The sequence below is a fragment of the Achromobacter sp. ACM03 genome (assembly GCF_014851665.1).
Classification (GTDB): domain Bacteria; phylum Pseudomonadota; class Gammaproteobacteria; order Burkholderiales; family Burkholderiaceae_B; genus Achromobacter; species Achromobacter aegrifaciens.
In genome coordinates this window covers 659,540-683,418 of record NZ_JACVAD010000003.1, presented here as the reverse complement: position 1 = coordinate 683,418, position 23,879 = coordinate 659,540, and the positions used below count along the sequence as shown (strand labels likewise).

21 protein-coding genes are annotated in these 23,879 nt (G+C 66.2%); 12 read left to right on the top strand and 9 right to left on the bottom strand.

What is annotated here, in order from left to right; genetic code table 11:
• The first annotated feature begins 28 nt into the window (after nt 1-28).
• Both IB257_RS18850 and IB257_RS18845 read left to right on the top strand, forming a co-directional pair.
• Nucleotides 29-2,461 (top strand): TonB-dependent siderophore receptor, encoded by a 2,433-nt coding sequence (locus tag IB257_RS18850; RefSeq protein WP_192492670.1) that lies wholly within the window; start codon nt 29-31, stop codon nt 2,459-2,461.
• 100 nt (nt 2,462-2,561) lie between these two features.
• A complete protein-coding gene (locus IB257_RS18845; protein ID WP_192492669.1) occupies nt 2,562-3,218 on the top strand; it encodes an HAD family hydrolase in 657 nt (218 codons plus the stop codon).
• 26 nt (nt 3,219-3,244) lie between these two features.
• Here the strand turns inward: IB257_RS18845 and IB257_RS18840 are convergent, their stop codons facing one another.
• Nucleotides 3,245-3,724 carry an Lrp/AsnC family transcriptional regulator gene (locus IB257_RS18840; RefSeq protein WP_054457549.1) on the bottom strand — a complete coding sequence of 160 codons (480 nt, stop codon included), beginning with the start codon at nt 3,722-3,724 and terminating at the stop codon, nt 3,245-3,247.
• A 165-nt stretch (nt 3,725-3,889) separates the two neighbouring features.
• On the opposite strand from IB257_RS18840, the gene IB257_RS18835 reads away from it, so the two are divergent.
• The 6 genes from IB257_RS18835 (at nt 3,890) to IB257_RS18810 (ending at nt 9,773) form a co-directional block, all read left to right on the top strand.
• Entirely contained in the window at nt 3,890-4,684 is a 795-nt protein-coding gene (locus IB257_RS18835; protein WP_175213803.1) for an HpcH/HpaI aldolase/citrate lyase family protein, read from the top strand.
• Between the two features lie 42 nt (nt 4,685-4,726).
• The gene (locus tag IB257_RS18830; protein WP_119451432.1) at nt 4,727-5,929 is read left to right on the top strand and encodes a pyridoxal phosphate-dependent aminotransferase; all 1,203 of its coding nucleotides are present in this window, start codon (nt 4,727-4,729) and stop codon (nt 5,927-5,929) included.
• Between the two features lie 30 nt (nt 5,930-5,959).
• Nucleotides 5,960-7,144, top strand: coding sequence for an acetylornithine deacetylase (argE, locus tag IB257_RS18825; protein WP_192492668.1), 1,185 nt, complete (start codon nt 5,960-5,962; stop codon nt 7,142-7,144).
• Nucleotides 7,145-7,185: 41 nt separating this feature from the next.
• Nucleotides 7,186-8,502, top strand: coding sequence for an MFS transporter (locus IB257_RS18820; protein WP_225589007.1), 1,317 nt, complete (start codon nt 7,186-7,188; stop codon nt 8,500-8,502).
• A 233-nt stretch (nt 8,503-8,735) separates the two neighbouring features.
• On the top strand, nt 8,736-9,383 hold the full coding sequence (locus tag IB257_RS18815) for an OmpA family protein (RefSeq protein ID WP_054457545.1): 648 nt from the start codon (nt 8,736-8,738) through the stop codon (nt 9,381-9,383).
• A 69-nt stretch (nt 9,384-9,452) separates the two neighbouring features.
• Nucleotides 9,453-9,773 carry a 4a-hydroxytetrahydrobiopterin dehydratase gene (locus IB257_RS18810; protein WP_054457544.1) on the top strand — a complete coding sequence of 107 codons (321 nt, stop codon included), beginning with the start codon at nt 9,453-9,455 and terminating at the stop codon, nt 9,771-9,773.
• On the opposite strand, the gene IB257_RS18805 is transcribed toward IB257_RS18810, so the two are convergent.
• The 6 genes from IB257_RS18805 to IB257_RS18780 all read right to left on the bottom strand — a co-directional run bounded on the left by IB257_RS18805 (nt 9,770) and on the right by IB257_RS18780 (nt 14,798).
• Nucleotides 9,770-10,258 carry a MarR family winged helix-turn-helix transcriptional regulator gene (locus IB257_RS18805; protein WP_054457543.1) on the bottom strand — a complete coding sequence of 163 codons (489 nt, stop codon included), beginning with the start codon at nt 10,256-10,258 and terminating at the stop codon, nt 9,770-9,772. The genes IB257_RS18810 and IB257_RS18805 overlap by 4 nt on opposite strands.
• Nucleotides 10,255-10,482, bottom strand: a complete 228-nt coding sequence (locus IB257_RS18800) for a hypothetical protein (protein ID WP_054457542.1) — start codon at nt 10,480-10,482, stop codon at nt 10,255-10,257. The genes IB257_RS18805 and IB257_RS18800 overlap by 4 nt, the downstream gene beginning before the upstream one ends.
• Nucleotides 10,479-12,104 (bottom strand): FAD-dependent oxidoreductase, encoded by a 1,626-nt coding sequence (locus tag IB257_RS18795; protein ID WP_192492667.1) that lies wholly within the window; start codon nt 12,102-12,104, stop codon nt 10,479-10,481. Before IB257_RS18795 ends, IB257_RS18800 begins: the two co-directional genes overlap by 4 nt.
• 121 nt (nt 12,105-12,225) lie before the next feature.
• Nucleotides 12,226-12,924, bottom strand: coding sequence for a DUF6776 family protein (locus IB257_RS18790; protein ID WP_054457540.1), 699 nt, complete (start codon nt 12,922-12,924; stop codon nt 12,226-12,228).
• A 147-nt stretch (nt 12,925-13,071) separates the two neighbouring features.
• Entirely contained in the window at nt 13,072-13,758 is a 687-nt protein-coding gene (murU, locus tag IB257_RS18785; RefSeq protein WP_192492666.1) for an N-acetylmuramate alpha-1-phosphate uridylyltransferase MurU, read from the bottom strand.
• Nucleotides 13,758-14,798: an aminoglycoside phosphotransferase family protein gene (locus IB257_RS18780; RefSeq protein WP_119451437.1), complete on the bottom strand. Its 1,041-nt coding sequence runs from the start codon at nt 14,796-14,798 to the stop codon at nt 13,758-13,760. The genes murU and IB257_RS18780 overlap by 1 nt, the downstream gene beginning before the upstream one ends.
• A 169-nt stretch (nt 14,799-14,967) precedes the next feature.
• Between IB257_RS18780 and IB257_RS18775 the strand changes: the two genes are divergently transcribed.
• The 3 genes from IB257_RS18775 to rsmA are packed head-to-tail and all read left to right on the top strand — an operon-like array spanning nt 14,968 to nt 19,763.
• Nucleotides 14,968-17,370, top strand: a complete 2,403-nt coding sequence (locus tag IB257_RS18775; protein ID WP_175214056.1) for an LPS-assembly protein LptD — start codon at nt 14,968-14,970, stop codon at nt 17,368-17,370.
• Entirely contained in the window at nt 17,367-18,953 is a 1,587-nt protein-coding gene (locus tag IB257_RS18770) for a peptidylprolyl isomerase (protein ID WP_054457536.1), read from the top strand. The genes IB257_RS18775 and IB257_RS18770 overlap by 4 nt, the downstream gene beginning before the upstream one ends.
• Before the next feature lie 18 nt (nt 18,954-18,971).
• The gene (gene rsmA, locus IB257_RS18765; RefSeq protein WP_119451439.1) at nt 18,972-19,763 is read left to right on the top strand and encodes a 16S rRNA (adenine(1518)-N(6)/adenine(1519)-N(6))-dimethyltransferase RsmA; all 792 of its coding nucleotides are present in this window, start codon (nt 18,972-18,974) and stop codon (nt 19,761-19,763) included.
• A gap of 55 nt (nt 19,764-19,818) precedes the next feature.
• Here the strand turns inward: rsmA and IB257_RS18760 are convergent, their stop codons facing one another.
• Complete coding sequence (locus IB257_RS18760) at nt 19,819-20,961, bottom strand: glycerate kinase (protein ID WP_125473214.1); 1,143 nt, start codon at nt 20,959-20,961, stop codon at nt 19,819-19,821.
• A gap of 106 nt (nt 20,962-21,067) precedes the next feature.
• Here IB257_RS18760 and pyk point away from each other — a divergent pair, with 106 nt between their 5' ends.
• Nucleotides 21,068-22,510 carry a pyruvate kinase gene (pyk, locus tag IB257_RS18755; protein ID WP_054457531.1) on the top strand — a complete coding sequence of 481 codons (1,443 nt, stop codon included), beginning with the start codon at nt 21,068-21,070 and terminating at the stop codon, nt 22,508-22,510.
• Between the two features lie 53 nt (nt 22,511-22,563).
• On the opposite strand, the gene IB257_RS18750 is transcribed toward pyk, so the two are convergent.
• Nucleotides 22,564-23,793, bottom strand: coding sequence for a nucleoside recognition domain-containing protein (locus IB257_RS18750; protein WP_119451456.1), 1,230 nt, complete (start codon nt 23,791-23,793; stop codon nt 22,564-22,566).
• Nucleotides 23,794-23,879 lie beyond the last annotated feature (86 nt).

Sequence of the window (23,879 nt, the reverse complement as noted above, 5' to 3'; positions counted from 1 at the left end):
CCATCAATCTGGAGAGGGTCGTCCGCTCATGAGTCATTCCGAGTTCACAGTGCGCATCTTGCGCGCGCTGTCCGCCGCGGCCGCGCTGGCCGCGGTTCATCCCGTCTGGGGGCAGTCGTCGACTGCGTCCGTTGCGGCAGTTGCCCGCACGGTCAACGTGCCGCCCGGTCCTCTGGCTCCCGCGCTGAATCGCTACGCCGAGCAGGCCGGCCTGATCCTGTCGTTCGATCCGGCGTTGACTGCCGGGCTGCAAAGCCCGGGCCTGTCAGGCACGGTGGCGCCCAGGGAGGCGTTCGCCGGCTTGTTGGCAGGCACCGGGCTGGAGGCGATTGCGCGCGGCGAGGCAGGCTATACGATCCGGCGCGCGTCCGGCGCTGCCGCCAGCACGCTGGAGCCGATCACGGTGCACGGCAGCGGCGAGCAGGCCTGGGGACCGGTCGACGGCTATGTCGCGCGTAACAGCGCGACCGCCACCAAGACCGACACGCCGCTGATCGAGACACCGCAGTCGATCAGCGTCATCACCCAGGCGCAGATGGCGGCGCAGGGCGTCAGCCGCGTGGACGAGGCCTTGCGCTATAGCGCAGGGGTGCGCACCGAACCCATCTACGACACGCGCCGCGGCACCTACTATGTGCGCGGCTTCAACGTCGCCAACAACGGTCAGTATCTGGACGGCCTGAAGCTGGCCTACTCGGGCGGTTACGGCGGCTGGGAGGTCGACCCCTACACGCTGGAACGTCTGGAAGTCCTGCGCGGTCCTTCGTCCGTGCTGTACGGGCAGACCGTGCCGGGCGGGCTGGTCAACCAGGTCAGCAAGCGTCCGCTGGATACGCGCAGCGGCGAACTGGCGGTGCAGTACGGCAGCTTCGACCGCAAGCAGCTCTCCGGCGACTTCACCGGTCCCTTGGACGATGCGGGCCAGTGGCTTTACCGCCTGACGGCGGTGGGGCGCGAGGGCGGCACGCAGACCAACCACGTCGATGACGACCGCGTCCTGCTGGCGCCGTCGCTGACCTGGAAGCCCAGCGCGGCGACCTCGATCACGCTGCTCGCGCAGTACCAGCACGATCGCACGGGCAATACGGCCAACTTCCTGCCCGCTGCGGGCACGCTCTGGCCGGTCGCCAACGGCCATATTCCGGTGGACTTTTTCACGGGTGACCCGACCTTCGACCAGACCGACCGGCGCAAGGCGCAGGTCGGCTACCTGGCCGAGCATCGGGTCAACGACCAGCTGACGCTGCGCCAGAACCTGCGCTATTCCACGCTGGACGTCGATTACCGCAGCCTGGGGGCGAACGGAGGCTGGGTGCAGACGCGTGAACCCTACACCGACCTGCGCCGCATTTCGCTGGTCAGCAAAGAGGGCTTCCACCTGTTCACGCTGGACAACCAGGCGCAGTTCAATCTTGCGCATGGGCCGGTGGCGCACACGCTGTTGCTGGGCGCGGATTATCAGGAATCGCGCTTTGACCGGCTCTACGGCTTGCGCACGGCCGCGGTGGATCCGATCAATGTGTGGGACCCGGTGTATGGGCGGCCGTTCCCCGGCGCGACGCCGCAGGCGTCCAACGATACCAATCAGGCGCGCCGGCAGTTCGGCCTGTATGCGCAGGACCAGATCAAGTTCTACGACAAATGGGTGCTGCAACTGGCCGGCCGCTACGATTGGGCGCGTTCCACCACGGGCGAGACGATCCTGCGCACCGGCGTGGAAACCACGACCCGCAGCAACGACGAACAATTCAGCGGCAAGGTCGGGCTGGTTTACCTGGCCGACAACGGCCTGGCGCCTTACGCGTCGTATACCGAGTCTTTCGAGCCGGTGGCGGGCGCGGGCTACGGCGGCACGCCATTCGAGCCCACGCGCGGCAAGCAGTATGAGATCGGCCTGAAGTATCAGCCGGCGGGCGCCCGCAGCTTCGCGCAGGTCTCGCTCTTCGACCTGCGGCAGACCAATGTGTCGACCGCGGACCTGGCCCATCCCGGCTTCAGCGTGCAGACCGGCGAAATCCGTTCGCGCGGCATCGAGCTGGAAGGCACCTGGGAAGTCACGCCGCAGTTGAACGTGCTGGCGTCCTACACCTACAACGACGTCAAGGTGACCAAGGCGGCGCGGACGGCGGTCAACCTGGGCAAGCGTCCGCCCTACATTCCTGATCACATGGCGTCGCTGTGGGCCGATTACCGCCTGTCGGCGACGGGGCCGCTGGCCGGCCTGTGGTTCGGCGCGGGCGTGCGCTACATGGGGTCGACCAATGACATTCCGGACGCGGTGCATGTGCCTGCCTACACGCTGGTGGACGCGGCGCTGCGCTACGACATGGGGAGCTACCAGTTCTCGCTGAACGCCAGCAACCTGTTCGACAAGCGCTATGTGGCGGCGTGCGACAGCGTGACAAACTGCTATTACGGTCTGGAGCGGACCATCATGGCGCGGGTGGCGTATCGCTGGTAGCACGATTAAGTTCAGGCTTAATTCTGGGTAAACGCAGGTTGAACCACAGCGGCTGCGTTGCTCTTTATAGTGGGTCCGTACCCACCCGAGAGAGCCGCGCATGTCCAGTCCCGCCGCAGTACCCGCCTATCCCCGGGCCGTGTTGTTCGACCTGCTGACGGCCTTGCTCGATTCCTGGACCCTATGGAACCGCGCCGCCGGCTCCGAGGCCGCCGGACGCGCCTGGCGCGCGGAGTACCTGCGCCGCACCTATGGTTGCGGCGCCTATCAACCCTATGAGCGCCTGGTGCAGGAGGCCGCGTCCGCGGTCGGCCTGCCGGCATCCGCACCCGCCGCGTTGGAGGCGGGCTGGGACGAGCTGCCCGCCTGGGATGGCGCCCGTGAATTGCTGCAGGCCTTGCGGCCGCATTGCCGCCTGGCCGTGGTCACCAACTGTTCCGCCCGTCTGGGGCAGCGCGCCGCCGGTTTGCTGGGCGTGGACTGGGACGTGGTGGTGACGTCGGAGGAGGCGGGCTACTACAAGCCCGACCCGCGCCCCTATGAGCTGGCCTTGGCCCGATTGCAGGTGCAGCCGTCCGAGGCTGCGTTCGTCGCGGGCTCGGGCTACGACATGTTCGGCACCAGCAAGGTGGGCCTGCGCACGTATTGGCATAACCGGGTGGGACTGACGCTGCCTGAAGGCGCGGCGCAGCCGGAGCTGGAATCCGCGCGGCTGGAAGCGGCGCTGCCGTGGCTTGCGCGGTTCAACGCGGCCTGATGGCTGGCCGCCGTGGATGCCGCGCGTCAGTCGGCCGGCAATGAAATCGCATCCCCCAGCCCCTTGACCTCCTTCAGCACGAAAGAGGTGTAGACCTCCTTCACGCCGGGCAGGGCGCCAAGCACGTAGCGCGCCAGGTCGCCGAACGCGTCCAGGTCGCGGGCGATGACCGTCAGCTGATGGTCGTAGCGGCCCGACACGCAATGGCAGGTCAGCACCTCCGGCACGTCCTTGATGGCGTCCTCGAACGCCTTGACGTGTTCGGCGCCCTTCATGTCCAGCGAAATCCAGACGAACGCGGTTACGCCGAAGCCGAGCTTCTTGACGTCGACCTCGGCCCGGTAGCCGCGGATCACGCCCTCGTCTTCCAGGCGCTTGACGCGCCGCCAGCAGGGGGAGGGGGTGAGCGAAACGCGCTCGGCCAGATCGGCGCTGGAAAGCCGTCCGTCGACCTGCAAGGCGGCCAGGATCTGCAGGTCCGTGGGATCGAAATTCTTGCTTTGCACGATTTTTCCAAGAAATTGAAGGTTTCGCTAATTTCAATCCAAAATATTACACATTCGCGTTGAAAATTCGGAAATATTCGCGATTCCGCTCCGGTATCTTTGTTCGATTGCTGGAGGGGGCGTCGACGTCATGAATGCTCCCCGTTTGAACACTATGGAGCAGACATGAAAGATCCGAATCCGATACGCAAGAAGCTGTTGGCCCTGGAGCCTTCCGAGGGGTGCTGGCTGACCCTGGCGAGCCCGGCCGTGGCCGAGGCGATTGCGCATTGCGGCTTCGACTGGCTGGTCGTCGACATGGAGCATGCGCCCAACGACATGGCGGGCCTGACGGCGCAATTGCAGGCCATCGACGCGGCACGCGCGCATGGCGCCGCCGCGTATCCGGTCGTGCGCGTGACGGTGAACGATGCCGCGCTGGTGAAGCGCGCGATGGATTGCGGCGCCCAGACGATCATTTTCCCGAACATCGACACGGCCGAGGACGCGGGCCGCGCCATCGCGGCCATGCGCTTTCCGTGCGAAGGCAATGGCGGCGTGCGCGGCGTGGCGGGGCTGGTGCGGGCCGGCATGTACGGGCAGGACCCTTCCTACGTCAGGCGGGCCAATGAGCAGGCCTGCGCGATCCTGCAGATCGAATCGGCGCAGGCGGTACGCAACGTGGCAGCCATTGCCGCGCTGCCTGGGGCGGACTGCCTGTTCGTCGGCACCGCCGACCTGGCCGCCAGCCTGGGCCGGCTGGGAGACATGGCCCACGCCGAGGTGCGCGAGGCCGTGGGCCGCGTGATCGACGCCGGCCGCACGGCGGGCAAGGCGGTCGGCATTTTCGCCAACGATCCCGAAGAGGCCGCGCGTTACCGCAAGCTGGGCGTGCAATTCATTGCGCTGCACTCCGATGTGGCCTGGCTGGCCCGCGGCGCCCGCCAGGCGCGCGCGCAGTTCAGCGAGGCATGCCGCTGAGTGGCGGCGCGATCTCAATCTACTGGCAAGTCAGGAACAGGCATGAATACAGCAGTATCTACCGGCGGCGTCACGGCGAATGCGCGCGCCAGCGTGCAGAGCTTGCGTTCGTCGCAAATCCGCGAAGTCGCCAATGCGGGCATGGGCCGCGCCGACGTGCTGCCCTTCTGGTTCGGCGAACCCGACGAGCAGACGCCGCCCGCGTTCCGCGACGCGGCCATCGCCCACATCGCTTCCGGGCAGACCTTCTATGTACAGACCCTGGGCGTGCCTGCGTTGCGCGAACGCCTGGCCGGGTATGTGAGCGGGCTGCACGGCCAACGTGATGTGGACAACATCGCAGTCACCAGCTCGGGCACGTCGGCGCTGATGACGGCCGTGCAGGCCATCGTGGGCGCGGGCGATCACGTGGTCGCCGTGACGCCCTTGTGGCCCAACCTGGTGGAAATGCCCAAGGTGCTGGGGGCGCGCGTGACGACGGTTGCGCTGTCGTTCTCCGAGAGCGGCTGGCGCCTGGACCTGGACGCCTTGCTCAGCGCCCTGACGCCGGACGTGCGCGCGCTTCTGGTGAATTCGCCGAACAACCCGACGGGCTGGGTGATGACCGCCGAGCAGCAGCGCGCGGTGCTGGAGCACTGCCGCAAGCACGGCATCTGGATCATTTCCGACGACGTGTATGAACGCTACTACTACGAAGGCGCGGTGGCGCCCACCTTCCTGGACATTGCTGCGCCGGACGACCGGGTGGTCAGCTGCAATTCGTTCTCCAAGGCCTGGCTGATGACCGGCTGGCGCGTGGGCTGGGTCGTGGTGCCGCGCGGGCTGCTGCCGGAAATCGGCAAGCTGATCGAATACAGCAACACCTGCACGCCGGGTTTCGTGCAGACCGCCGCGCTTTGCGCGCTTGAACAGGGCGAGCCCGTCATCGCGCGTACCGTGCAGCGGCTGCGGCTGGCGCGCGACCATCTGGCGTCGAAGCTGTCGCAGGTGCCCGGGGTTGAACTCGCGGGTGCGGCGCCGGGGGCGATGTACACCTTCTTCCGCATTCGGGGCGTGTCGGACAGCCTGGCGTTCTGCAAGGATCTGGTCGTGCGCGGCGGGCTGGGCCTGGCGCCGGGCATGGCGTTCGGTCCCGAGGGCGAGGGCTATCTGCGCTGGTGCTATGCCAGCGCGCACGAGCGCCTGGATGAAGGCGTGGCTAGACTGGCGCGCTTTCTGGACGCGGCGCGGAGCAAGGCTGCCTGAGCGCCAGGCCTCAACCTTAGGGTACGACCCATGAATACTGCAGAGCTTCCCCGTTCCCTGGAATGGATAGAACGGCTGGTGCGTTTCGACACGACCAGCCGCCTGTCCAATCTGGGCTTGATCGAAACGGTGCGCGACCACCTGGTCGCGACCGGTCTGGCGCCCCGATTGATCTACAACGCCGACGGCAAGAAGGCGAATCTTTTTGTGACCGTGCCTGCCGCGGACGGCGGCACCCAGGGCGGGGTGGTGCTGTCCGGCCATACCGACGTCGTGCCGGTGGACGGCCAGGCCTGGAGCAGCGATCCGTTCGCGCCCGAGGTGCGCGATGGCCGCCTATATGGCCGCGGCACTTGCGACATGAAGGGCTTCATCGGAACCGCGCTGGCCATGCTGCCGTCGTTCACGTCGCGGCGTTTGCGCGTGCCGCTGCATCTGGCGCTGAGCTATGACGAGGAGGTCGGCTGCCTGGGGGCGGACATCATGCTGCGTGAATTGGCCAAGCTGGATATCCGTCCCGATAGCTGCATCGTGGGCGAGCCCACCGAGATGCGCGTCATTTCCGCCCACAAGAGCAGCAATCTGTACCGCTGCACCGTGCATGGGCACGCCGCGCATTCTTCGTTGACGCCGCGCGGCGTCAACGCGATCGAATATGCGGCGCGCGCCATCTGCCACATCCGCGACATGGCCGACGCCCATCGCCAGAACGGCCCTTTCGACCAGGACTTCGAGGTGCCGTACACCACGGCCAACACCGGCACGATCTCGGGCGGCTTGTCCGTCAACACGATCCCGGACCGTTGCCAGTTCGAGTTCGAATTCCGCACCATCCCGGGCGTGCTGGCGCCGGACGTGATCGGCGGTTTGCGCCGCTACATCACTGGCGAGCTGCGCGAGCGCATCAAGGCGGAGAACCCGCAGGCCGACATCGAGCTGGAAGCGCTGGCCGAGGTGCCCGGTTTCGATACCGCCGCCACCGCCGAAATTGCGCGGTTGGCGCAGGCGCTGACTGGCGCGCGCGGCACCGAGAAGGTGGCGTATTGCACGGAGGCCGGCCTGTTCCAGCGGGCCGGCATGACGGCGGTCATTTGCGGTCCCGGCAATCTGCAGCAGGCGCAGCGGCCGGACGAGTATGTCGCGCTGTCGCAGATCGGCCTGTGCGAACAGTTCATGGAAAAGCTGGCGGGCCATCTTGCGATGACCGGCCAATGAGTTGATCGATCGTTAATTTTTAGAAAATAACAGAGGGAAAAATGGCTTATTCGGAGAAGACAACGTGGAATGCGGCCGCCGCCGGCCGCAGCAAGGCGGCGCCGGCAGGCGACCGGCGCGCCCAGGCGCGGCGCGCGGTGATCGCCGCGTCCATCGGCAATGCGCTGGAGTGGTTCGACATGATCGCGTATGGCACCTTCGCGCTGATCATCGCCAAGCTGTACTTTCCGTCCGCCAGCGAGAGCTCCTCGCTGTTGCTGGCGCTGGCCACCTTCGGCGTGTCGTTCCTGATGCGGCCGCTGGGCGCCATCGTGTTGGGCAGCTATGCCGACCGGGCGGGCCGCAAGGCGGCGCTGACGGCGTCCATTTTCCTGATGATGATAGGCACGCTGATCATCGTGGTGGTACCCACGCATGCGCAGATCGGCGTGGCCGCATCGATCATCATCCTGGTCGCCCGGCTGATCCAGGGCTTTTCGGCGGGCGGGGAATTCGGCAGCGCCACGGCCTTCCTCATTGAATATGCGCCGGACCGGCGCGCCTATTACGCCAGCTGGCAGGTCGCCAGCCAGGGCGCGGCGATCCTGCTGGCCGCCTTGTTCGGCGCGGTGCTCAACGCGACGCTGACCCAGGCCCAGCTGGAAAGCTGGGGCTGGCGCATTCCGTTCGTGTTCGGCCTGCTGATCGCGCCGGTGGGCTACTACATCCGCCATCACATGGATGAAACGCCGGAGTTCAGCGCGGCAGAGGCATCGGCTTCGCCGCTGAGCGACATGTTCGCGGGGCAGAAGCTGCGGCTGCTGGTTACCGTTGGCTTCGTGGCGCTGGGCTCGGTGGGCAACTACCTGGCCCTGTACATGCCTACGTACTCGATCCGCCAGTTGGGTCTGCCGCCTACCATCGGTTTTCTGGCGACGCTGGTCACGGGCGTCATCATGACGGTAGGCGCGCCCTTCGTCGGCGCGCTGGCCGACCGCATCGGACCCGCGCGCATCATGATGGCCGCGGCCCTTTCGACCGCGCTGCTGTGCTATCCCTTGTTCTATCTGCTGGTGTCGTATCCGACGGTGGGCGTTTTGATGATCGTCCAGGTCATCCTGGGCATCCTGGCGACGGCGTACTTCGCGCCCATGCCGGCGCTGATGTCCGCCATCTTCCCCGTGCAGGTGCGTACCACCGGCTTGTCCCTGGGCTACAACATTGCAGTGACGATCTTCGGCGGCTTCGCGCCATTCATCCTGACCTGGCTGATCGCGACCACCGACTCCAAGCTGTCGCCCAGCTATTACCTGCTGGCCATTGCGCTCATGGCGATGGTGTCGCTGAACGTGGCGCGCCGGACGTTCCAGCAGCGTTAGGCGCCGGGCGCCGGCCTTCGCATCGGAGGCCGGCCGGCGGCGGGTGGAATGTAGCCCATTGTTGCGGGCCTGAGAGTCTTTCCGCCCAGGCTGCGGCCGTGTTCCACAGCGCGGTCGCACTATCTTCGGGACCTTCCTGATAGTACAAAATGTTGCCTGCCTCCCTTCGTGTGCTTGCTAGCATGGTCTGGCCGGAATGATCCGGCACACCGACGGAATAAGTGGAGGTTGCCATGAGCTCAAGAACAATATTCAACCGGATCGCAGTCGTTGCGGCGGCGGGTGCATTGCTGGCGGGATGCGCCACGCAGCAGCAGACCAATACCGCCGTGGGCACGGGCGCGGGGGCGGCGATCGGCGCCGGCATCGGCGCCTTGATCGGCCACGGCAAGGGCGCGGCCATCGGCGCCGGCATCGGCGCGGTGGCGGGCGGCCTGGTTGGCTACAACTGGAAGGTCGTCAAGGAAGACGTGCAGAAGTCGGGCGCTTCGTCGCTGGGCATCGACGTGGTCGAAATGCCCGACGGCAGCCTCAAGGTCAACATTCCCAGCGGCGTGTCGTTCGATACCGACAAGACGCAGCTCAAACCCGCGCTGTTGCCGGTGCTGGACAGCGTGGCGCGCTCGCTCAACCAGCATCCTGAACTGCGGGCCAAGGTGGTCGGCCATACGGACAGCACGGGCGCCCTGGCGCATAACCAGACCCTGTCGGTCAACCGCGCCAAGAGCGTGACCGACTACCTCAGCAAGCAGGGCGTGGCAGCGGGCCGCCTGACGGTCGAGGGCCGCGGGCCGAACGATCCGATCGGCGACAATGCGACCGCCGAAGGCCGCGCGCTGAACCGCCGGGTGGAGATCTACCTGTACGCGGTCCAGCAGTAAGCCGGGGCCAGCCCAGTGTCCGAGGCGGCTGGCGCAACGCGCCGCCGCCCGTTTTTTTTGGAGTCCGTCATGAGCATGTTCCCTCCCGCCCGCATCGGCACCGATACCGCCGTGGCCGCCCTGTCTGGCTGGCAGGCCGTGGCGATGCGCGACGCCATCGAAAAGCGTTTCCGCTTTCCCAATTTCAATACGGCATTCGGCTTCATGACGCGCGTCGCCATGTTCGCGGAGAAGCTGAATCATCATCCGGAATGGACCAACGTCTACAACCGCGTGGACGTGACCTTGACCACCCACGATGCCGGCGGCGTGACCGAGCTGGATGTGCGCATGGCGCAGTTCATGGACGAGGCGGCAGCGCAATTGGGCGCCACCGCGCCCAAGGCTTAGGGCGCGTTTCCTGGCGGCGTGGGCGGGAGCGGCTCTTCCGAGCCGTCCGCGTCGGGCTGCAAATGGCTGTTCACGCGGTCCAGCATGTCGCCCAGCAGGCGCTGCTCGTCCGCGCTGAGGCAGCCGAAGATCTCTTCATTGCGGCGGGCGATCAGGTCGATGACGCGCTGGTATTGCACCAGGCCTTCCGGGGTGGGCGCCAGCACCACGCCGCGTCCATCCGAGGCGGACATGGTCTTTTCCACCAGGCCGCGGTCCACCAGCGCTTGTGCCGAGCGGCTGGCCTGGCCTTTGTTCAGATTGGCCGCCAGCGCCAGATCGTTGACCGACAAGGGCGCGTAGCGGCCGATGGCCGCCAGGCAGCGCGCCTCGCCCAGAGGAATCCCGCATTCTTCCAGATAGGCGCGATTCGTGTCCCTGTCCGTGATCTTGTTGAGCACGTGCAGGCGGTAGGTCAGGAATCGTTCCAGGGCGGGCTGTTTCACGTCGGGCGGGCAGGGGCGGAGGCGGGATAGTGTGCCACAGGGCCGTTGGCCAGGCAGGCGGCTTCCGCCTGGGCCAGCAGCGCGGCGGCGTCGCGTGCATCGCTCACGCGGGCCAGCAGCGACAGGCTCAGGATCGACAGGAAGAGCGACGCCTGTTCTTCGCCGACGCGCGTCAGGGTCTGCGCCATGGCGGTATAGACCTGGTCCAGTTCATCGTTGTTCATGCTAGCTCTTCCTTGTGCGCGTCCAGTGCGATCGAGGGGTAGTAGGGCTTGAGCGCGGCGCGCAGGGTGGCGGCCGAGGGGGCAATCCAGCGTCCCAGAACGTAGCCGTCGGGCCGCAGCAGGTAGACGGCGCCGGCTTGCGCGCCGTAGCGCTGGCGTAGCTGCCCGTGCGGGTCCTGCAAGGCATCATCGCCCGTCTTCAGCACGCGCAGCGGCTGGGGCGAGTTGCGGGTGGCGGCGGCCAGGGCGTCCAGTTCGGCCGCCAGAGCGGTGTCGGGAGCCAGCGCCAGCGCGACGAAGCCGGCGCCAAAGCACGCGCTGAGATGCAGCGGCGCGCCGCGATCATGCAGCAGCGCTTCGGGCGCGGGCTGGCCGGGCGCGGCGGTTACGCCGGCCTGCGGCGCGCCATCATCAAGGTTCAGCGGCGAGGCATCGTAGGAGATGGGCGCCGATTGCCGCGGGTTGATCAGCTGGCGCACCCGCTCATCCGTCAGCGCCAGGCGCAGGGCGGCCTCGCGCATCAGGCGGAATCCGAAGTCCGGCGGGGCCATGAATTCGGTGCTCTTGGCGCCATAGGTCAGGTTCTGGCGGGTGGCGTGGACGCGCTCCACGCTGTAGCTGTCCAGCAGGCTGTCGGGAGCCTGGCCTCGCAGCACCCAGGCCAGCTTCCAGGCCAGGTTGCCGGCATCGTCCAGTCCCGAGTTCAGGCCCCGCACGCCGAAGATCGGCACCAGGTGGGCGGCGTCGCCGGCGAACAGCACGCGTCCGTGGCGGTAGTTTTCCAAGGTCAGGCACTTGGCGTTGTAGATGGAGATCCACAGCGGCTTCCAAGGCGCGGTTTCGCCGATCATGTCCAGATGGCTTTGCACGCGGGGCAGCACGTTCTCGGGCTTTACGGCCTCTTCGGGGTCCTCGTCGTCGCGGATCTGGTAGTCCACCCGCCACACGTTGCCGGGCTGGCGGTGCATGAGCAGGGTGGAGCCGGGATTGGAAGGCGGATCGAACCAGGCCAGGCGCTCCACGGGGCGGCTGGACTCCTGTTCGATGTCCACGATCACGTAGCGTCCTTCGTACTGCATGCCTTCCAGCTTCAGGCCCATGGCCTCGCGTACGGTGCTGCGGCCGCCGTCGCAGGCGATCAGCCAATCGGCGCGCACAGTCTGGCGGCCGCCTTCGATGTCCACTTCAGCCGTGACGCCGTCCGCGTCGGCGCTCAGGCCGGCAAGCCGCGCCGACCAGCGCAGCTCGGCCAGCGCCGGATGGCGCTGCATGGCCTGATGGGCGTACTCCTCCACGGCGTATTGCTGGATGTTGACCATGGGCGCGTAGCGCTGCAGCGGATCGTGCGGCATCTCGAAATGCAGGACTTCGCTGTTGCGGAAGTAGCTGCGGCCGCCGGTCCAGGCCAGGCCGGTGGCGGTCAGGGGCCGGTCGGCGCCGACCCAGCCCATGATTTCCTGCGACCGCCGCGAGATGCAGATGGCGCGGCTGCCGCTGCAATAGTCGTCGTCGGCCTCCAGGGTCAGCGAGGGGATGCCGTATTCGGCAAGCAGGGCGGCCAGCGTCAGGCCGACGGGGCCGCCGCCGACGATGAGGACGGGAACGTGCGCGGGGAGCGGCATGCTGTCTCCAGAAATTGGTTGTTTGCGCAACTATATGCTTAAGAGGTTGCGTGCGCAACCATATTTTTGGGGCAAAAAAAACCCGCCGGATCAGGGCGGGTCTTCGGGCGCGGCGTATCTATCAGTTGCGCACGTAATAGATGCGCATCGCCTGCTGCTTCTGGGCGCCGTCCAGCACGCGCAGCACCACGACCTTGGCAGTGAAACCGTCGGGCAGCTTCAGTTGGCCCAGGGCGTAGTCGTAACGGTCGACGTTCAGGGCGGGGCCTTCCGGCGTGACGGTGGCGGCGCGGCCGTTGGGGTAGGTGCCGTCGATGGAGAAGGTCAGGGTGCCCTTGAACGGCGCGCCCTGGCGATCCTCGCGCATGACCAGCACCTGGTAGTCCAGCAGACCGGGCGCGCGCTTGAAGGTGGCCGAGCGGATGCCCAGGTTGCCGCCGCGCGGGTCGGCGGGCATGGCGTCCTGGAACAGCACCAGTTCCTTGTTCAGCGTGTCAATCTTGCTGCGGGCTTCAGAAAGGTCGGCGGTCAGCTTTTCATGGCCGGACTTGTTGGCGTCGCGTTGTTGGGTGGCTTCCTCAAGCTGGCTTTGCAGGCGCTGGCGCTCCAGGTTGGCGGTGCTCAGTTCGCTGTGCAGCTGCTCGGATTGCTCCACGGTCAGGCGTTGCGGGCCGTAGTTGGTCTGCAGGAAGAGCACGCCGCCGGCGCCCAGGGCGATGCCCACCAGCAGCAGGACCAGCCAGCGCGGCATGCGGCGCGTGCGTTGGCCGGGCTGGTATACGGAAGGCTTGAATACAGCCCGTTGCGATCTTCCAAACATCCCCATTCCTAGAAAACTTCCTGTGTGTTTGCTCGCCCGCGCGCTGCGCGCGCAGGTCAAAGCGCTAGAGAATACCCCGTTAGCCGGGACCGTTGGGTGCGCGGACAAGCCTGGTTGCGCACCTTGATATTGTGAAATATGTGGACATCAGCGTGCTTGGCCGGTGAGCTCGGCATCCAGGTCGGCGAGCCGCTGCGGCGTGCCGACATCCGTCCATTTGCCCTGGTGGCGCGCGCCGCGCACCAGGCCGCGGGCCATGGCTTGCCGGAGCAGAGGCGCCAGGGGCGCTGCCGCGCCCCGGGGGACGTCGGCGAACAACGAGGGATGGTAGACGCCGATGCCCGCAAAGGTCAAACGAGGTTCGCCCTGGGCATGGACGCTGCCGTCGGCATCCAGGCGGAAATCGCCAGCCGGATGCTGGGGCGGGTTGTCCGCCAGCAGCAGCCAGGCGCCGCCTTCAGGCAATGTGCGCGCCAAGCCTGCGGCCGCGGCGGGGTCCCAGTCGCACCAGACGTCGCCGTTGACGACGAGGAAGGGCTCGTCGCCCAGCAACGGCAGCGCCTGAACGATGCCGCCGGCGGTTTCCAGCGCGGAGGTTTCGGCCGAATAGCGGATCTGTACGCCGTATGTGCTGCCGTCGCCCAGCGCCCGCTCGATTTCGTGGCCGAGCCAGGCATGGTTGATGACCGCGTCTCGGATGCCGGCGGCCGCCAGCCGCCGCAGGTGCCAGACGATGAGCGGCTGGCCGCCCACGGACAACAGGGGCTTGGGCAGGCGGTCGGTGAGGGGGCGCATCCGTTCGCCGCGGCCCGCCGCGAGGATCATGGCCCGCATCAGAAGGTGTATCCGACGCTGACCTGGCGGTCGTCGAGCTTGTCCAGCAGGCGCAGCAGCGGCGTGAAGACGCCGTAGCGCTGGGCCACCTGGCGCACGTAGCCGTTCATGCGCGGAATGTGGGCCAGGTAATGCGCCTTGCCATCGCGGTGATTCAGGCGGGCGAACACGCCCAGGATGCGCAGGTTGCGTTGCAGGCCCATCCATTCATAGGCGCGGTGGAACTCCGCGAAATCCGAGTCCACCGGCAGGCCGGCCGCCCGCGCCATTTCCCAATAGCGGATGGCCCAGTCCAATTGCTGGGGTTCTTCCCAGGTCGTGCGGGCATCCGTCACCAGGGAGGCCAGGTCATAGGTGATGGGGCCGGCCAGCGCATCCTGGAAGTCGATGATGCCCGGGTTCGGTCCGTACTTCGGCTGGTCGCAGACCATCAGGTTGGGCGAATGGTAGTCGCGATGCACCAGCACCTGGGCCTGTCCGCCATTGCTCGCGGACAGCAATGCGAAGATCTTTTCCAGCGCGTTTGCGGTCTTGTCGTCCAGCGTCACGCCGTGATGCTTCTGCACGTACCACTCGGGGAAGAGCTTGAGTTCGTCAGCCAGGCGGGCGGTGTCATAAGTGCCCAGGCCGGCAGTGGAGGCCTGTTGCAGGCGGACCAGGGCGGCCAGGGCCTCTCGATACAGCGTCTGCAGTTCGCTGTCCGGCAGTCCGGCCTGAATGCGCTGGTAGTAGGTCTGCTCGCCCAGGTCGGACAACAGCAGCAAGCCCTGGTCCAGATCCTGCTCCAGCACTGCAGGCACGTTCAGGCCGACGTCCGCCAGCAGACGGTCCACGTGCAGGAAGGGCCGGCAATCCTCGTGTGCGGGCGGGGCGTCCATGACTATCAAGGTGCGCTCGCCGGCGTCCAGCCTGAAATAGCGGCGGAAGCTGGCGTCGGCTGACGCCGGACGCAGCGTGTCGATGGCCAGGTTCAGGCTGGCGGGCAGGCCGCCCAGCCAGTGGCGGATCTGCTCCAGGCGGGGGTCGTGATCGTTTTTCAAGGAAGATCCGTGTCAGAAAGGCAATATTGCTGAGAATTGTGTCCCGAGCACATAAGTCTGGGCCTATGGCGCGGCTTCTCTATAATACCGGCTCGTTTCCGTTAGCATTGGCCCTCCGTGGGTGCCGGTGTCGCGTTCCCACCATCGTCAAAAAGGGCTGTTTTCACTCGTGCGCAAGGTTCGATGGTTGATCCTCTCTGCTGTCAGTGTCGCCGCCGGAGCCGTCCAGGCCCAAGGTAGCCAGGGCAGCGCTCCCGCCGCGTCGTCGACCTCGGCGACTCCCGTGTTGCGCACCTCGCCGGGCCTGCGGATCCACCGCCTGCCGGACGACAGCATTCCCGCCTTCATGGAGGCGGACAGCATTGATGGCGATCCCGACTCTGACCTGACCCTGACGGGCAATGCCCAGGTGCGCCGCATCGACAGCGTGATCAAGGGCGACCGCATCAACTACCGCAAGGACACGGGCGAAGTCGACGTGCAGGGCAGCGCGCGCATGATGCGCGACGGCACCCTGGTGATCGGGCCGAATGCCAAGTTCAACGTCGACAAGTCCTCGGGCGAGATCGAAAAACCCAATTTCTGGATGGGCGCCAACGGCGGCTTCGCCGTCGCCGAGCATGCGGACATCTTCAGCCGCTCGCAGATGCGGCTGCACACGGTGACGTACAGCGGCTGCGCCTGCGAAACGCCGTCCTGGTACATCAAGGCCAATACCGTCGACATCGACTTCGATGAGAATGAAGGTGTGGCCCGCAGCGGTGTGCTGTATTTCAAGGACGTGCCCATCCTGGCGTCGCCTTACATGACCTTTCCGGTCAAGCGGGAGCGCAAGTCGGGCTTCCTGATGCCGACCTATGGCACGACCAGCCAGGGCGGTTTCGATTTTTCGATTCCGTACTACCTGAATCTGGCGCCGAACTATGACATGACCGTGCAGCCGCGCTACTTCTCCAAGCGCGGGCTGCAGCTCGGAGGGGAGTTTCGGTATCTTGGTCCGGGTTTCGCAGGTGATCTGAATGGCACCTACTTGCCCAACGACAATATTACGGGCACCGACCGCTGGATGTATTGGTGGCGTCACCAGCAGACGTTCTCTCATGGCTTCTATGCAGATTGGGATTTCGCCAAGGTCTCGGACGACAATTATTTTCGGGATATTTCCCAGCTGGGCTTGAATCAGGCATCCACAACCTATCTGCCTCAGCGCGCGCGCGTGGGCTGGGGATCGCCTTCCGGCTACTGGAGTGCATACGCCCAGGTCTACAAGTATCAGACGCTGCAGGATCCGGATGCGCCGTTGTCGCCGCCGTACGATAAGGAACCCGAACTCTTCTTCCGCGGAGCACGCTACGATTGGGGTGGCTTCGATGTGGACTGGACCTCGACTGCCGTACGCTTCAAGAAGCCCCTGCTGAACGGCGCACGCACAGGCCCCGAAGGCGACCGCTTGCAGTCATATCCCACGGTTTCCTATCCGATCGTGCGCCCCGGCTGGTTCATAGTTCCGAAGGCGGGGGTGAACTACACCCAATACCAGACCAATTGGTATAGCAGGGACTGGCTGGGCTTGAATGCTGGGACGTCCAGCGCGGGTACCTCGTTTGGCTACCCGCAGTCGCAATCGCGCACGGTGCCCATCATGTCGCTGGATTCCGGCCTGATTTTCGAACGCGATACGACCCTGTTTGGCAAGGCATCTACACAGACTCTCGAACCGCGCCTGTACTACCTCTACGTGCCTTACCGTGACCAGTCCAAGCTGCCGGTCTACGACACGTCGCTGGCCGATTTCAGCTTCTCGCAGGCATTCGAGGAAAATATCTACAGCGGCGGCTGGGATCGCATTGCGAACGCGAACCAACTGACGGCGGCGCTGACCACGCGCTGGCTGGACGCCAATACGGGTTTTGAGCGCATGTCGCTGGCCGTCGCGCAGCGCTTGTATTTCGCCGATCAGAAGGTCACGTTGCCCGGCGAAACGCCGCGTGAAAACGTCCGCTCGGACTTCCTCGTTGGTGCGAGCGCAGCGCTCACGGACACGCTCAGTACTGAAGTCGCTGCGCAATACAACCCATACGACAACAATTGGTCTCGCGGTCTGATCAGTGCACGCTGGGCGCCGCAACGTTTGACCACGATTGCCTTGTCTTATCGTTATCAGCGTGACCCTCAGCCTGGTGTCTACTATCAGCCGCAGGGCCAGAACCAGGTCAGCATGGCGGTACAGTGGCCGTTCAGCAAGCGCTGGTATGGTGTCGGACGGGTGGACTATTCCTTGCGTTCCGGGCCTTCCAGCACGATTGCCGATACGACGGAATCGCCCCGCGTGACGCAGGCCATCGCCGGCCTGGAGTACAAGGGAGATTGCTGCTGGGTGGGCCGCGTGGTCTACCAGCGATATGCGGTCTCCGCCACGGACGCGAACTCTGCGGTGTTCTTCCAGCTTGAACTGACCGGTCTGGGCTCCCTGGGAACCGACCCGATGAACCTGCTGAACAGAAGTATCCCTGGCTACACGCGCATTACGCCGCCTGTGCCTGCCGGGACCACATTTGAAAGGTATGAATGATGCGTAGGTTGCACTCTTTGCGCCGCCTCTCTGGCAATGCGCTGCTGTTGGCCGTGTGCGCCGGCTTGCCCGTGGCCCATGCGGCCGAGCAGGGCGGCAAGGCCGCGAACAATGGCGCCAAGCCGAATTCCGCCGCGCAGAAGAACGCTGCGCCCGCGCCGCAGCGCGAGCAGTTCGTCGATGGCATTGCTGCTGTCGTGGACAAGGACGTGATCACGCTGCGCGAATTGCGCGATGCGTCGTTGCGCATTTCGAGCGAGCTCAAGACCCGGGGCATCCAGGTGCCCGATGATCAGACCTTGCAGCATCAGGTATTGCAACGCCTGATCATGGAGCGCGTGCAGCGCCATGAGGCGGATCGCCTGGGCATACGCGTGGATGATGCGCAAATCGACCAAGCCATCCAGACCATTGCGTCCCGCAACAAGATCACCGTGGCCCAGCTACGCCAGGAAATCGAAAGAACCGGCACGAGCTGGGACGGTTATCGCAAGTCGCTGCGCGACGAGATCCGCACGGATCGCCTGCGTCAGCGCGCGGTGGATTCCACGATCGTGATTTCCGACGCCGAAGTCGACGCGTTCCTGAAGGATCAGCGGCGCAATCCGGCGTTCGGCGCCGCGCCGCAGGCAGCCCCGCAACCGCAGGCCCAGCCGCAGCCCGAACCCCAACAGGCCGCTGCGCCGTCGGGCCCGATGCTCTACGCCCTGGCCCAGATTCTGGTGCGCGTGCCGGAAGGTTCGTCGCCCGAGCAGCTGGCGGTGCTGCGCAAGAAGGCCGAAAGCCTGCTGGCGCAAGCCAAGCGTGGCGATGACTTCGCCAGCCTGGCCGCCGCGGCCTCGGACGGTCCCGAAGCCTTGCAAGGCGGCGTCATGGGTGTGCGCCCGCTGGACGGCTGGCCCGACCTGTTTGTTCAGGCCGTCGGCAATCTGCAAAAAGGCCAGGTCAGCGGCCTGATCCAGAGCGGCAACGGTTTCCACATCATCAAGGTGATGGACCGCGGCACCGCCCAGCCGGCGCCCGCCCGCACGGCCCGCGCTCCGGCGCCGGCCCAGGCGCCGCAGCCCGCCGCCGCGCCCGCGCAGGCGCCTGCGCACCAAGGCCCTGTGGAAGTGATGCAGACTCGCGCGCGCCACATCCTGATCAAGACCTCCACCGTCATGAGCGACGAAATGGCGCGTCAGCGCCTGGAGCAGGTGCGTCAGCGCCTGGTGAGCGGTGGCGCCAAGTTCGAGGACATGGCGCGCCAGTATTCGCAGGACGCGACCGCCCCGCAAGGCGGCGAATTGGGTTGGTTGAACCCGGGCGAAACCGTGCCGCCGTTCGAGGCCGCCATGAACGCCCTGAAGCCGGGTGAAATCAGCCAACCGGTGCAATCGCCCTTCGGCTGGCACCTGATCGAAGTGGAAGAGCGCCGCCAGCACGACGCCACCGACGATATGGCTCGCATGAAGGCCCGTCAGACCTTGTTTGAACGCCGCGCCCAGCCGGCTTTCGAGGATTGGCTGGAGCAGTTGCGCGCCCAGGCGTACATCGACAATCGTCTGGAAAAGCAGCAGAAGATCCAGCAGAACAACCGCTAAACGCATTACAGGCTTTACATGTCCCAGCACCAGGCGCGCAAGCGCTTTGGCCAGAACTTCCTGACCGACGAGAGCGTGGTCGAGTCCATCGTCCGGGCGGTTTCGCCCGCCCGCGACGACACCGTGGTCGAGATCGGCCCGGGCTTGTCCGCGCTTACCCGGCCGTTGCTCGAACGCCTGGATCACCTGACGGCGGTCGAGATCGACCGCGACCTGGCGGCGCGCCTGCGCAAGCAGTTCGACGCCAGCCGCCTGACCGTGGTCGAGGCCGATGCCTTGACGGTGGATTTTTCCCAGTTCGGGCCTGCGCTGCGCGTGGTGGGGAACCTGCCCTACAACATCTCCAGCCCGTTGCTGTTCCATCTGATGACCTGGGCCGATCACGTCCGCGACCAGCATTTCATGCTTCAGCGGGAAGTGATCGACCGCATGGTCGCGCAGCCCGGTTCAGGCGACTTCAGCCGCCTGTCGGTGATGCTGCAGTCGCGCTACCGCATGCACAAGCTGTTCGACGTGCCGCCGGAAGCCTTTGACCCGCCGCCCAAGGTGGTGTCGGCGATCGTGCGCATGGTGCCCTTGCCGGCGGACCGTCTGCGTCCGGTCAGCGAGCGGGCCTTCGAAACCGTGGTGGCGCGGGCATTCTCACAGCGCCGCAAGATGCTGCGCCGGGTGCTGGCGGACTGGGCGCAGCAAGTGCCCTGGGAAGCGCTGGACATCGCGCCCACGGCGCGCGCCGAGGATATTTCGGTGGACCGGTACATCCGTCTGGCGGATGCGCTCGTGGCGGCCGGAGTGCTGCAGGCCGAGTGAGGCTGGATCCGCAAAATGAAGAAGCCCGCGCAAGCGGGCTTCTTCATTTGGGTTTCTACAACATGCGCTTCTGCGCGGTCATCCAGAGCTGCATGACGTCGCGGGCGCGGTCGGCCAGCAGTTTTTCGGCGTCCGTGAGCGCCTGCTGCAGCGTGATGGGGCCGGGCGCCAGGCTGAACGCGGCGCTGATGCCGCAGGCGTGCAGCGCTTCGTAGCCTTCGCCCAGCGAGCCGGCCAGCGCCACTACGGGCACGCCCGCGCGCTGCGCGATCTTCGCCACGCCGGCCGGAGTCTTGCCCCGCAGGGTCTGCGCGTCCATGCGGCCTTCGCCCGTGAACACCAGGGTCGCGCCTTCGACCGCCCGGGCCAGTCCGCCCAGTTCGGCCACGATCTCCACGCCGGGCCGGAAACCTGCGTTCAGGAACGCCTTGGCGGCGAATCCCAGGCCGCCCGCCGCGCCCGCGCCTGGGTGGTCGCGATGGTCGGAGCCCAGGTGCTTGGCGCACACATCGGCGAAATTCGTCAGCATCTGATCCAGGATCAGCACCTGTTCAGGCGTCGCGCCCTTTTGCGGGCCGAACACATGCGAGGCGCCCTGTGGGCCGCACAAAGGGTTGTCCACGTCCGAGGCAATGTCGATGCGGATCTGGGCCAGGCGCGGATCCAGGCCGTGGGTATCGATGCTGGCCAACTTGCCCAGCGCGCCGCCGCCGGGCGGCAGGCTGCGGCCGTCAGCGTCCAGCAGGCGCACGCCCAGCGCAGTCAGCATGCCGGCGCCCGCGTCGTTGGTGGCCGATCCGCCCAGGCCCAGGATGATGCGCTTGGCGCCTGCGTTCAAGGCTGCCAGCATCAGTTCGCCCACGCCGTGGCTGCTGGCGCGCATCGGATCGCGCTTGGCAGGGGCGATGAGTTCCAGGCCCGCCGCCGCGGCCATCTCGATCACCGCCGTGCCGTCCTCGAGCAAGCCCCAGACGGCGTCGACCTTGTAGCCCAACGCATCGTTCACCGTCTGTTGGCGTTCCTTGCCGCCGGTCGCCGCGAGCACGGCTTCGACCGTGCCTTCGCCGCCGTCGGCCATCGGAATGCATACCGTGTGAGCGCCGGGAACAGCGGCCTTCACGCCGCGTGCAATGGCTGCCGCGGCATCGGGGGCGGACACGCTTTCTTTGAAAGAGTCGGGGGCGATGACGATTTTCACGGGTTCAGTCGAGCTCGTTTTTCGGTTGAGGTGATGCCCATGATACCTGCGCGGGCGCGGCCGGCGTACCATAGCGTTTTTGTTGTTTTAGCGAGAGTGGATCGTCATGCCCGTATTGCGCCGCACCAAAATTGTCGCCACCCTGGGACCTTCGACTTCGACGCCTGAACGCATAGAAGCGCTGATCCGCGCGGGTCTGGACGTGGCCCGCCTGAACTTCTCGCACGGCAGCGCGGACGACCATCGCGAGCGCGCCCGCATGGTGCGCGAGATCGCCGCCAAGCAGGGCCGCTTCGTCGCCATCATGGGCGACCTGCAAGGCCCCAAGATCCGCATTGCACGCTTCAAGGACAAGCTGGTCCAACTGCAGATCGGACAGCCGTTCACGCTGTCGCGCGTGCATCCCAAGGAAGAGGGCACGGCCAGCATCGTCGGCATCGATTACCCCGAACTGGTGCAGGACTGCCGCGTCGGCGACGAGCTGCTGCTGGATGACGGCCGCGTGGTGCTGGTGGTGGACAGCGTCGAAGGCGACGAGGTCCACACCACCGTTACCGTGGGCGGCCCGCTGTCGAACAACAAGGGCATCAACCGCCGCGGCGGCGGCCTGTCCGCGCCCAGCCTGACCGACAAGGACCGCGTCGACATCAAGCTGGCCGCCGAGATGGAACTGGACTACGTGGCCGTGTCATTCCCGCGCTATGGCAGCGATATCGACGAGGCGCGCACGCTGCTGGCGGCCGCCGGCAGCCAGGCGTGGATCATCGCCAAGATCGAACGCGCCGAAGCCGTGGCCGACGACGAGGCGCTGGACGCGCTGATCCGCGCCAGCGACGGCGTGATGGTGGCGCGCGGCGACCTGGGCGTGGAGGTTGGGGATGCCGAACTTGTCGGCATCCAGAAGCGCATCATCCAGCACGCCCGCACGCTGAACAAGGTCGTCATCACCGCGACGCAGATGATGGAGTCGATGATCTCCAGCCCCATGCCCACGCGCGCCGAAGTGTCCGACGTGGCCAACGCGGTGCTGGACTACACCGATGCCGTCATGCTGTCGGCGGAAAGCGCATCGGGCCAGTATCCCGTGGAAACCGTGCAGGCCATGGCCCGCGTCTGCCTGGGCGCGGAAAAGCACCCGACCTCGACCAAGTCGCATCACCGCCTGGGCGAGACCTTCACCCGTTGCGACGAGACCATCGCGCTGGCGGCCATGTACGCGGCCAACCATTTCCCCGGCGTCAAGGCCATCATTTCGCTGACCGAAAGCGGTCACACGCCACTGATCATGTCGCGCATCCGCTCGGGCGTGCCTATCTACTGCTACAGCCCGCACAGCATCACGCAAAACCGCGTGGCCATGTTCCGCGGCGTCTACACGATTCCGTTCGCGCCGTCGGACTACGAGCCTGCCGACCTGAGCAACGCCGCCATCGATGAACTTCGCAAGCGCAACCTGGTGCAGACCGGAGATTGGGTGATCCTGACCAAGGGCGACTTCTACCGCGACAGCGGTGGCACCAACGGCATGAAGATCCTGCTGGTGGATTGATACGGCGGGGCAGGAGCGCCGCCCTGGCGCTCCTTGCCGCCGGGCGGCGGGTTTCAGCCGAAGAACCAGTAGCACACGCCGATGGCCGCCAGCACGCCGGCCAGGTCGGCAATCAGGGCGCAGCCCACCGCGTGGCGCGCCCGCAATATGCCCACCGATCCGAAGTACACCGCCAGCACGTAAAAGGTGGTCTCGGTGCTGCCCTGGACCACCGCGGCCAGCAGCGCGGGGAAGCTGTCCACGCCGAAATGCGTCATGGTTTCCAGCATCATGGCGCGCGCCGCGCTGCCCGAGAATGGCTTGACCAGCGCGGTAGGCAGGGCATCCACGAAGCGCGTGTCCCATCCCGCTTGCATCGCCAGCCAGCGGATGCCGTCCAGCAGGAAATCCAGCGCGCCCGATGCGCGCAGCACGCCCACCGCGCAGAGCATCGCGACCAGATAGGGCAGCAGGCTCTTGGCGATGTCGAAGCCTTCCTTGGCGCCTTCGATGAAGGCCTCGTAGACCGGCACCTTCTTCCAGGCGCCCGCCACCAGGAAGGCGATCAGGATGCCGAACAGGACCAGATTGCCCAGCAGCGACGACAGCGCGGCGATGGCCGCCGCCGACATGCTGGCCAGCAGCGCCATGAATCCGCCCATGAGCAGCGCCGCGCCGCCCAGCCACAGCATCACGACCGGATCGATCAGGCGCAGGCGCTGGCAGGCCGCCACGGCCAGGAAACCTGCCAGGGTCGATGCGCTGGTGGCCAGCAGGATGGGCAGGAACACCAACGTCGGGTCCGGCGCGCCCTGCTGCGCGCGGAACATGAACAGCGTCACCGGCAGCAGGGTCAGTGATGACGCATTCAGCACCAGGAACAGTATCTGCGCGTTGCTGGCGGTTTCGGGCGTGGGATTGAGCGACTGCAGTTCGCGCATGGCGCGCAGGCCGATGGGCGTGGCGGCGTTGTCCAGGCCCAGTCCGTTGGCGGCGAAGTTCAGCGTGATCAGACCGATGGCCGGGTGGTTGCGCGGCACGCCGGGCATCAGGCGCGCGAACAGCGGTCCCAGCACGCGCGCCAGTTTTTCCACCAGGCCGGCGCCCTCGGCGATGCGCAGAAAGCCCAGCCACAGCGTCAGCGTGCCGAACAGCAGCACCATCACTTCCACCGACACGCGCGCCATGTCGAACAGGCTGGCGACCATCATGCGGAAGACATCGGGGTCGCCGATGACCAGCCAGCGGTACAGAGCCGCCGCGGCCGCGGTAAGGAAAAAGCCCAGCCAGAGTTTGTTCAGCATGCGGAGACTGCCCGGATAGCGATGGATTGCGCGCTGCGCGCCGAGGCCCATTGTCGCAGAGTCGGCAGGCCGCAGCTTGGCCCGAC

Bases quoted from the DNA above. Each gene is read 5' to 3' on its own strand.
- IB257_RS18850 (WP_192492670.1), top strand. From the start codon at position 29: ATGAGTCATTCCGAGTTCACAGTGCGCATCTTGCGCGCGCTGTCCGCC.
- IB257_RS18845 (WP_192492669.1), top strand. From the start codon at position 2,562: ATGTCCAGTCCCGCCGCAGTACCCGCCTATCCCCGGGCCGTGTTGTTC.
- IB257_RS18835 (WP_175213803.1), top strand. From the start codon at position 3,890: ATGAAAGATCCGAATCCGATACGCAAGAAGCTGTTGGCCCTGGAGCCT.
- IB257_RS18830 (WP_119451432.1), top strand. From the start codon at position 4,727: ATGAATACAGCAGTATCTACCGGCGGCGTCACGGCGAATGCGCGCGCC.
- argE (WP_192492668.1), top strand. From the start codon at position 5,960: ATGAATACTGCAGAGCTTCCCCGTTCCCTGGAATGGATAGAACGGCTG.
- IB257_RS18820 (WP_225589007.1), top strand. From the start codon at position 7,186: ATGGCTTATTCGGAGAAGACAACGTGGAATGCGGCCGCCGCCGGCCGC.
- IB257_RS18815 (WP_054457545.1), top strand. From the start codon at position 8,736: ATGAGCTCAAGAACAATATTCAACCGGATCGCAGTCGTTGCGGCGGCG.
- IB257_RS18810 (WP_054457544.1), top strand. From the start codon at position 9,453: ATGAGCATGTTCCCTCCCGCCCGCATCGGCACCGATACCGCCGTGGCC.
- IB257_RS18800 (WP_054457542.1), bottom strand. From the start codon at position 10,482: ATGAACAACGATGAACTGGACCAGGTCTATACCGCCATGGCGCAGACC.
- IB257_RS18795 (WP_192492667.1), bottom strand. From the start codon at position 12,104: ATGCCGCTCCCCGCGCACGTTCCCGTCCTCATCGTCGGCGGCGGCCCC.
- IB257_RS18790 (WP_054457540.1), bottom strand. From the start codon at position 12,924: ATGTTTGGAAGATCGCAACGGGCTGTATTCAAGCCTTCCGTATACCAG.
- murU (WP_192492666.1), bottom strand. From the start codon at position 13,758: ATGCGGGCCATGATCCTCGCGGCGGGCCGCGGCGAACGGATGCGCCCC.
- IB257_RS18770 (WP_054457536.1), top strand. From the start codon at position 17,367: ATGATGCGTAGGTTGCACTCTTTGCGCCGCCTCTCTGGCAATGCGCTG.
- rsmA (WP_119451439.1), top strand. From the start codon at position 18,972: ATGTCCCAGCACCAGGCGCGCAAGCGCTTTGGCCAGAACTTCCTGACC.
- pyk (WP_054457531.1), top strand. From the start codon at position 21,068: ATGCCCGTATTGCGCCGCACCAAAATTGTCGCCACCCTGGGACCTTCG.
- IB257_RS18750 (WP_119451456.1), bottom strand. From the start codon at position 23,793: ATGCTGAACAAACTCTGGCTGGGCTTTTTCCTTACCGCGGCCGCGGCG.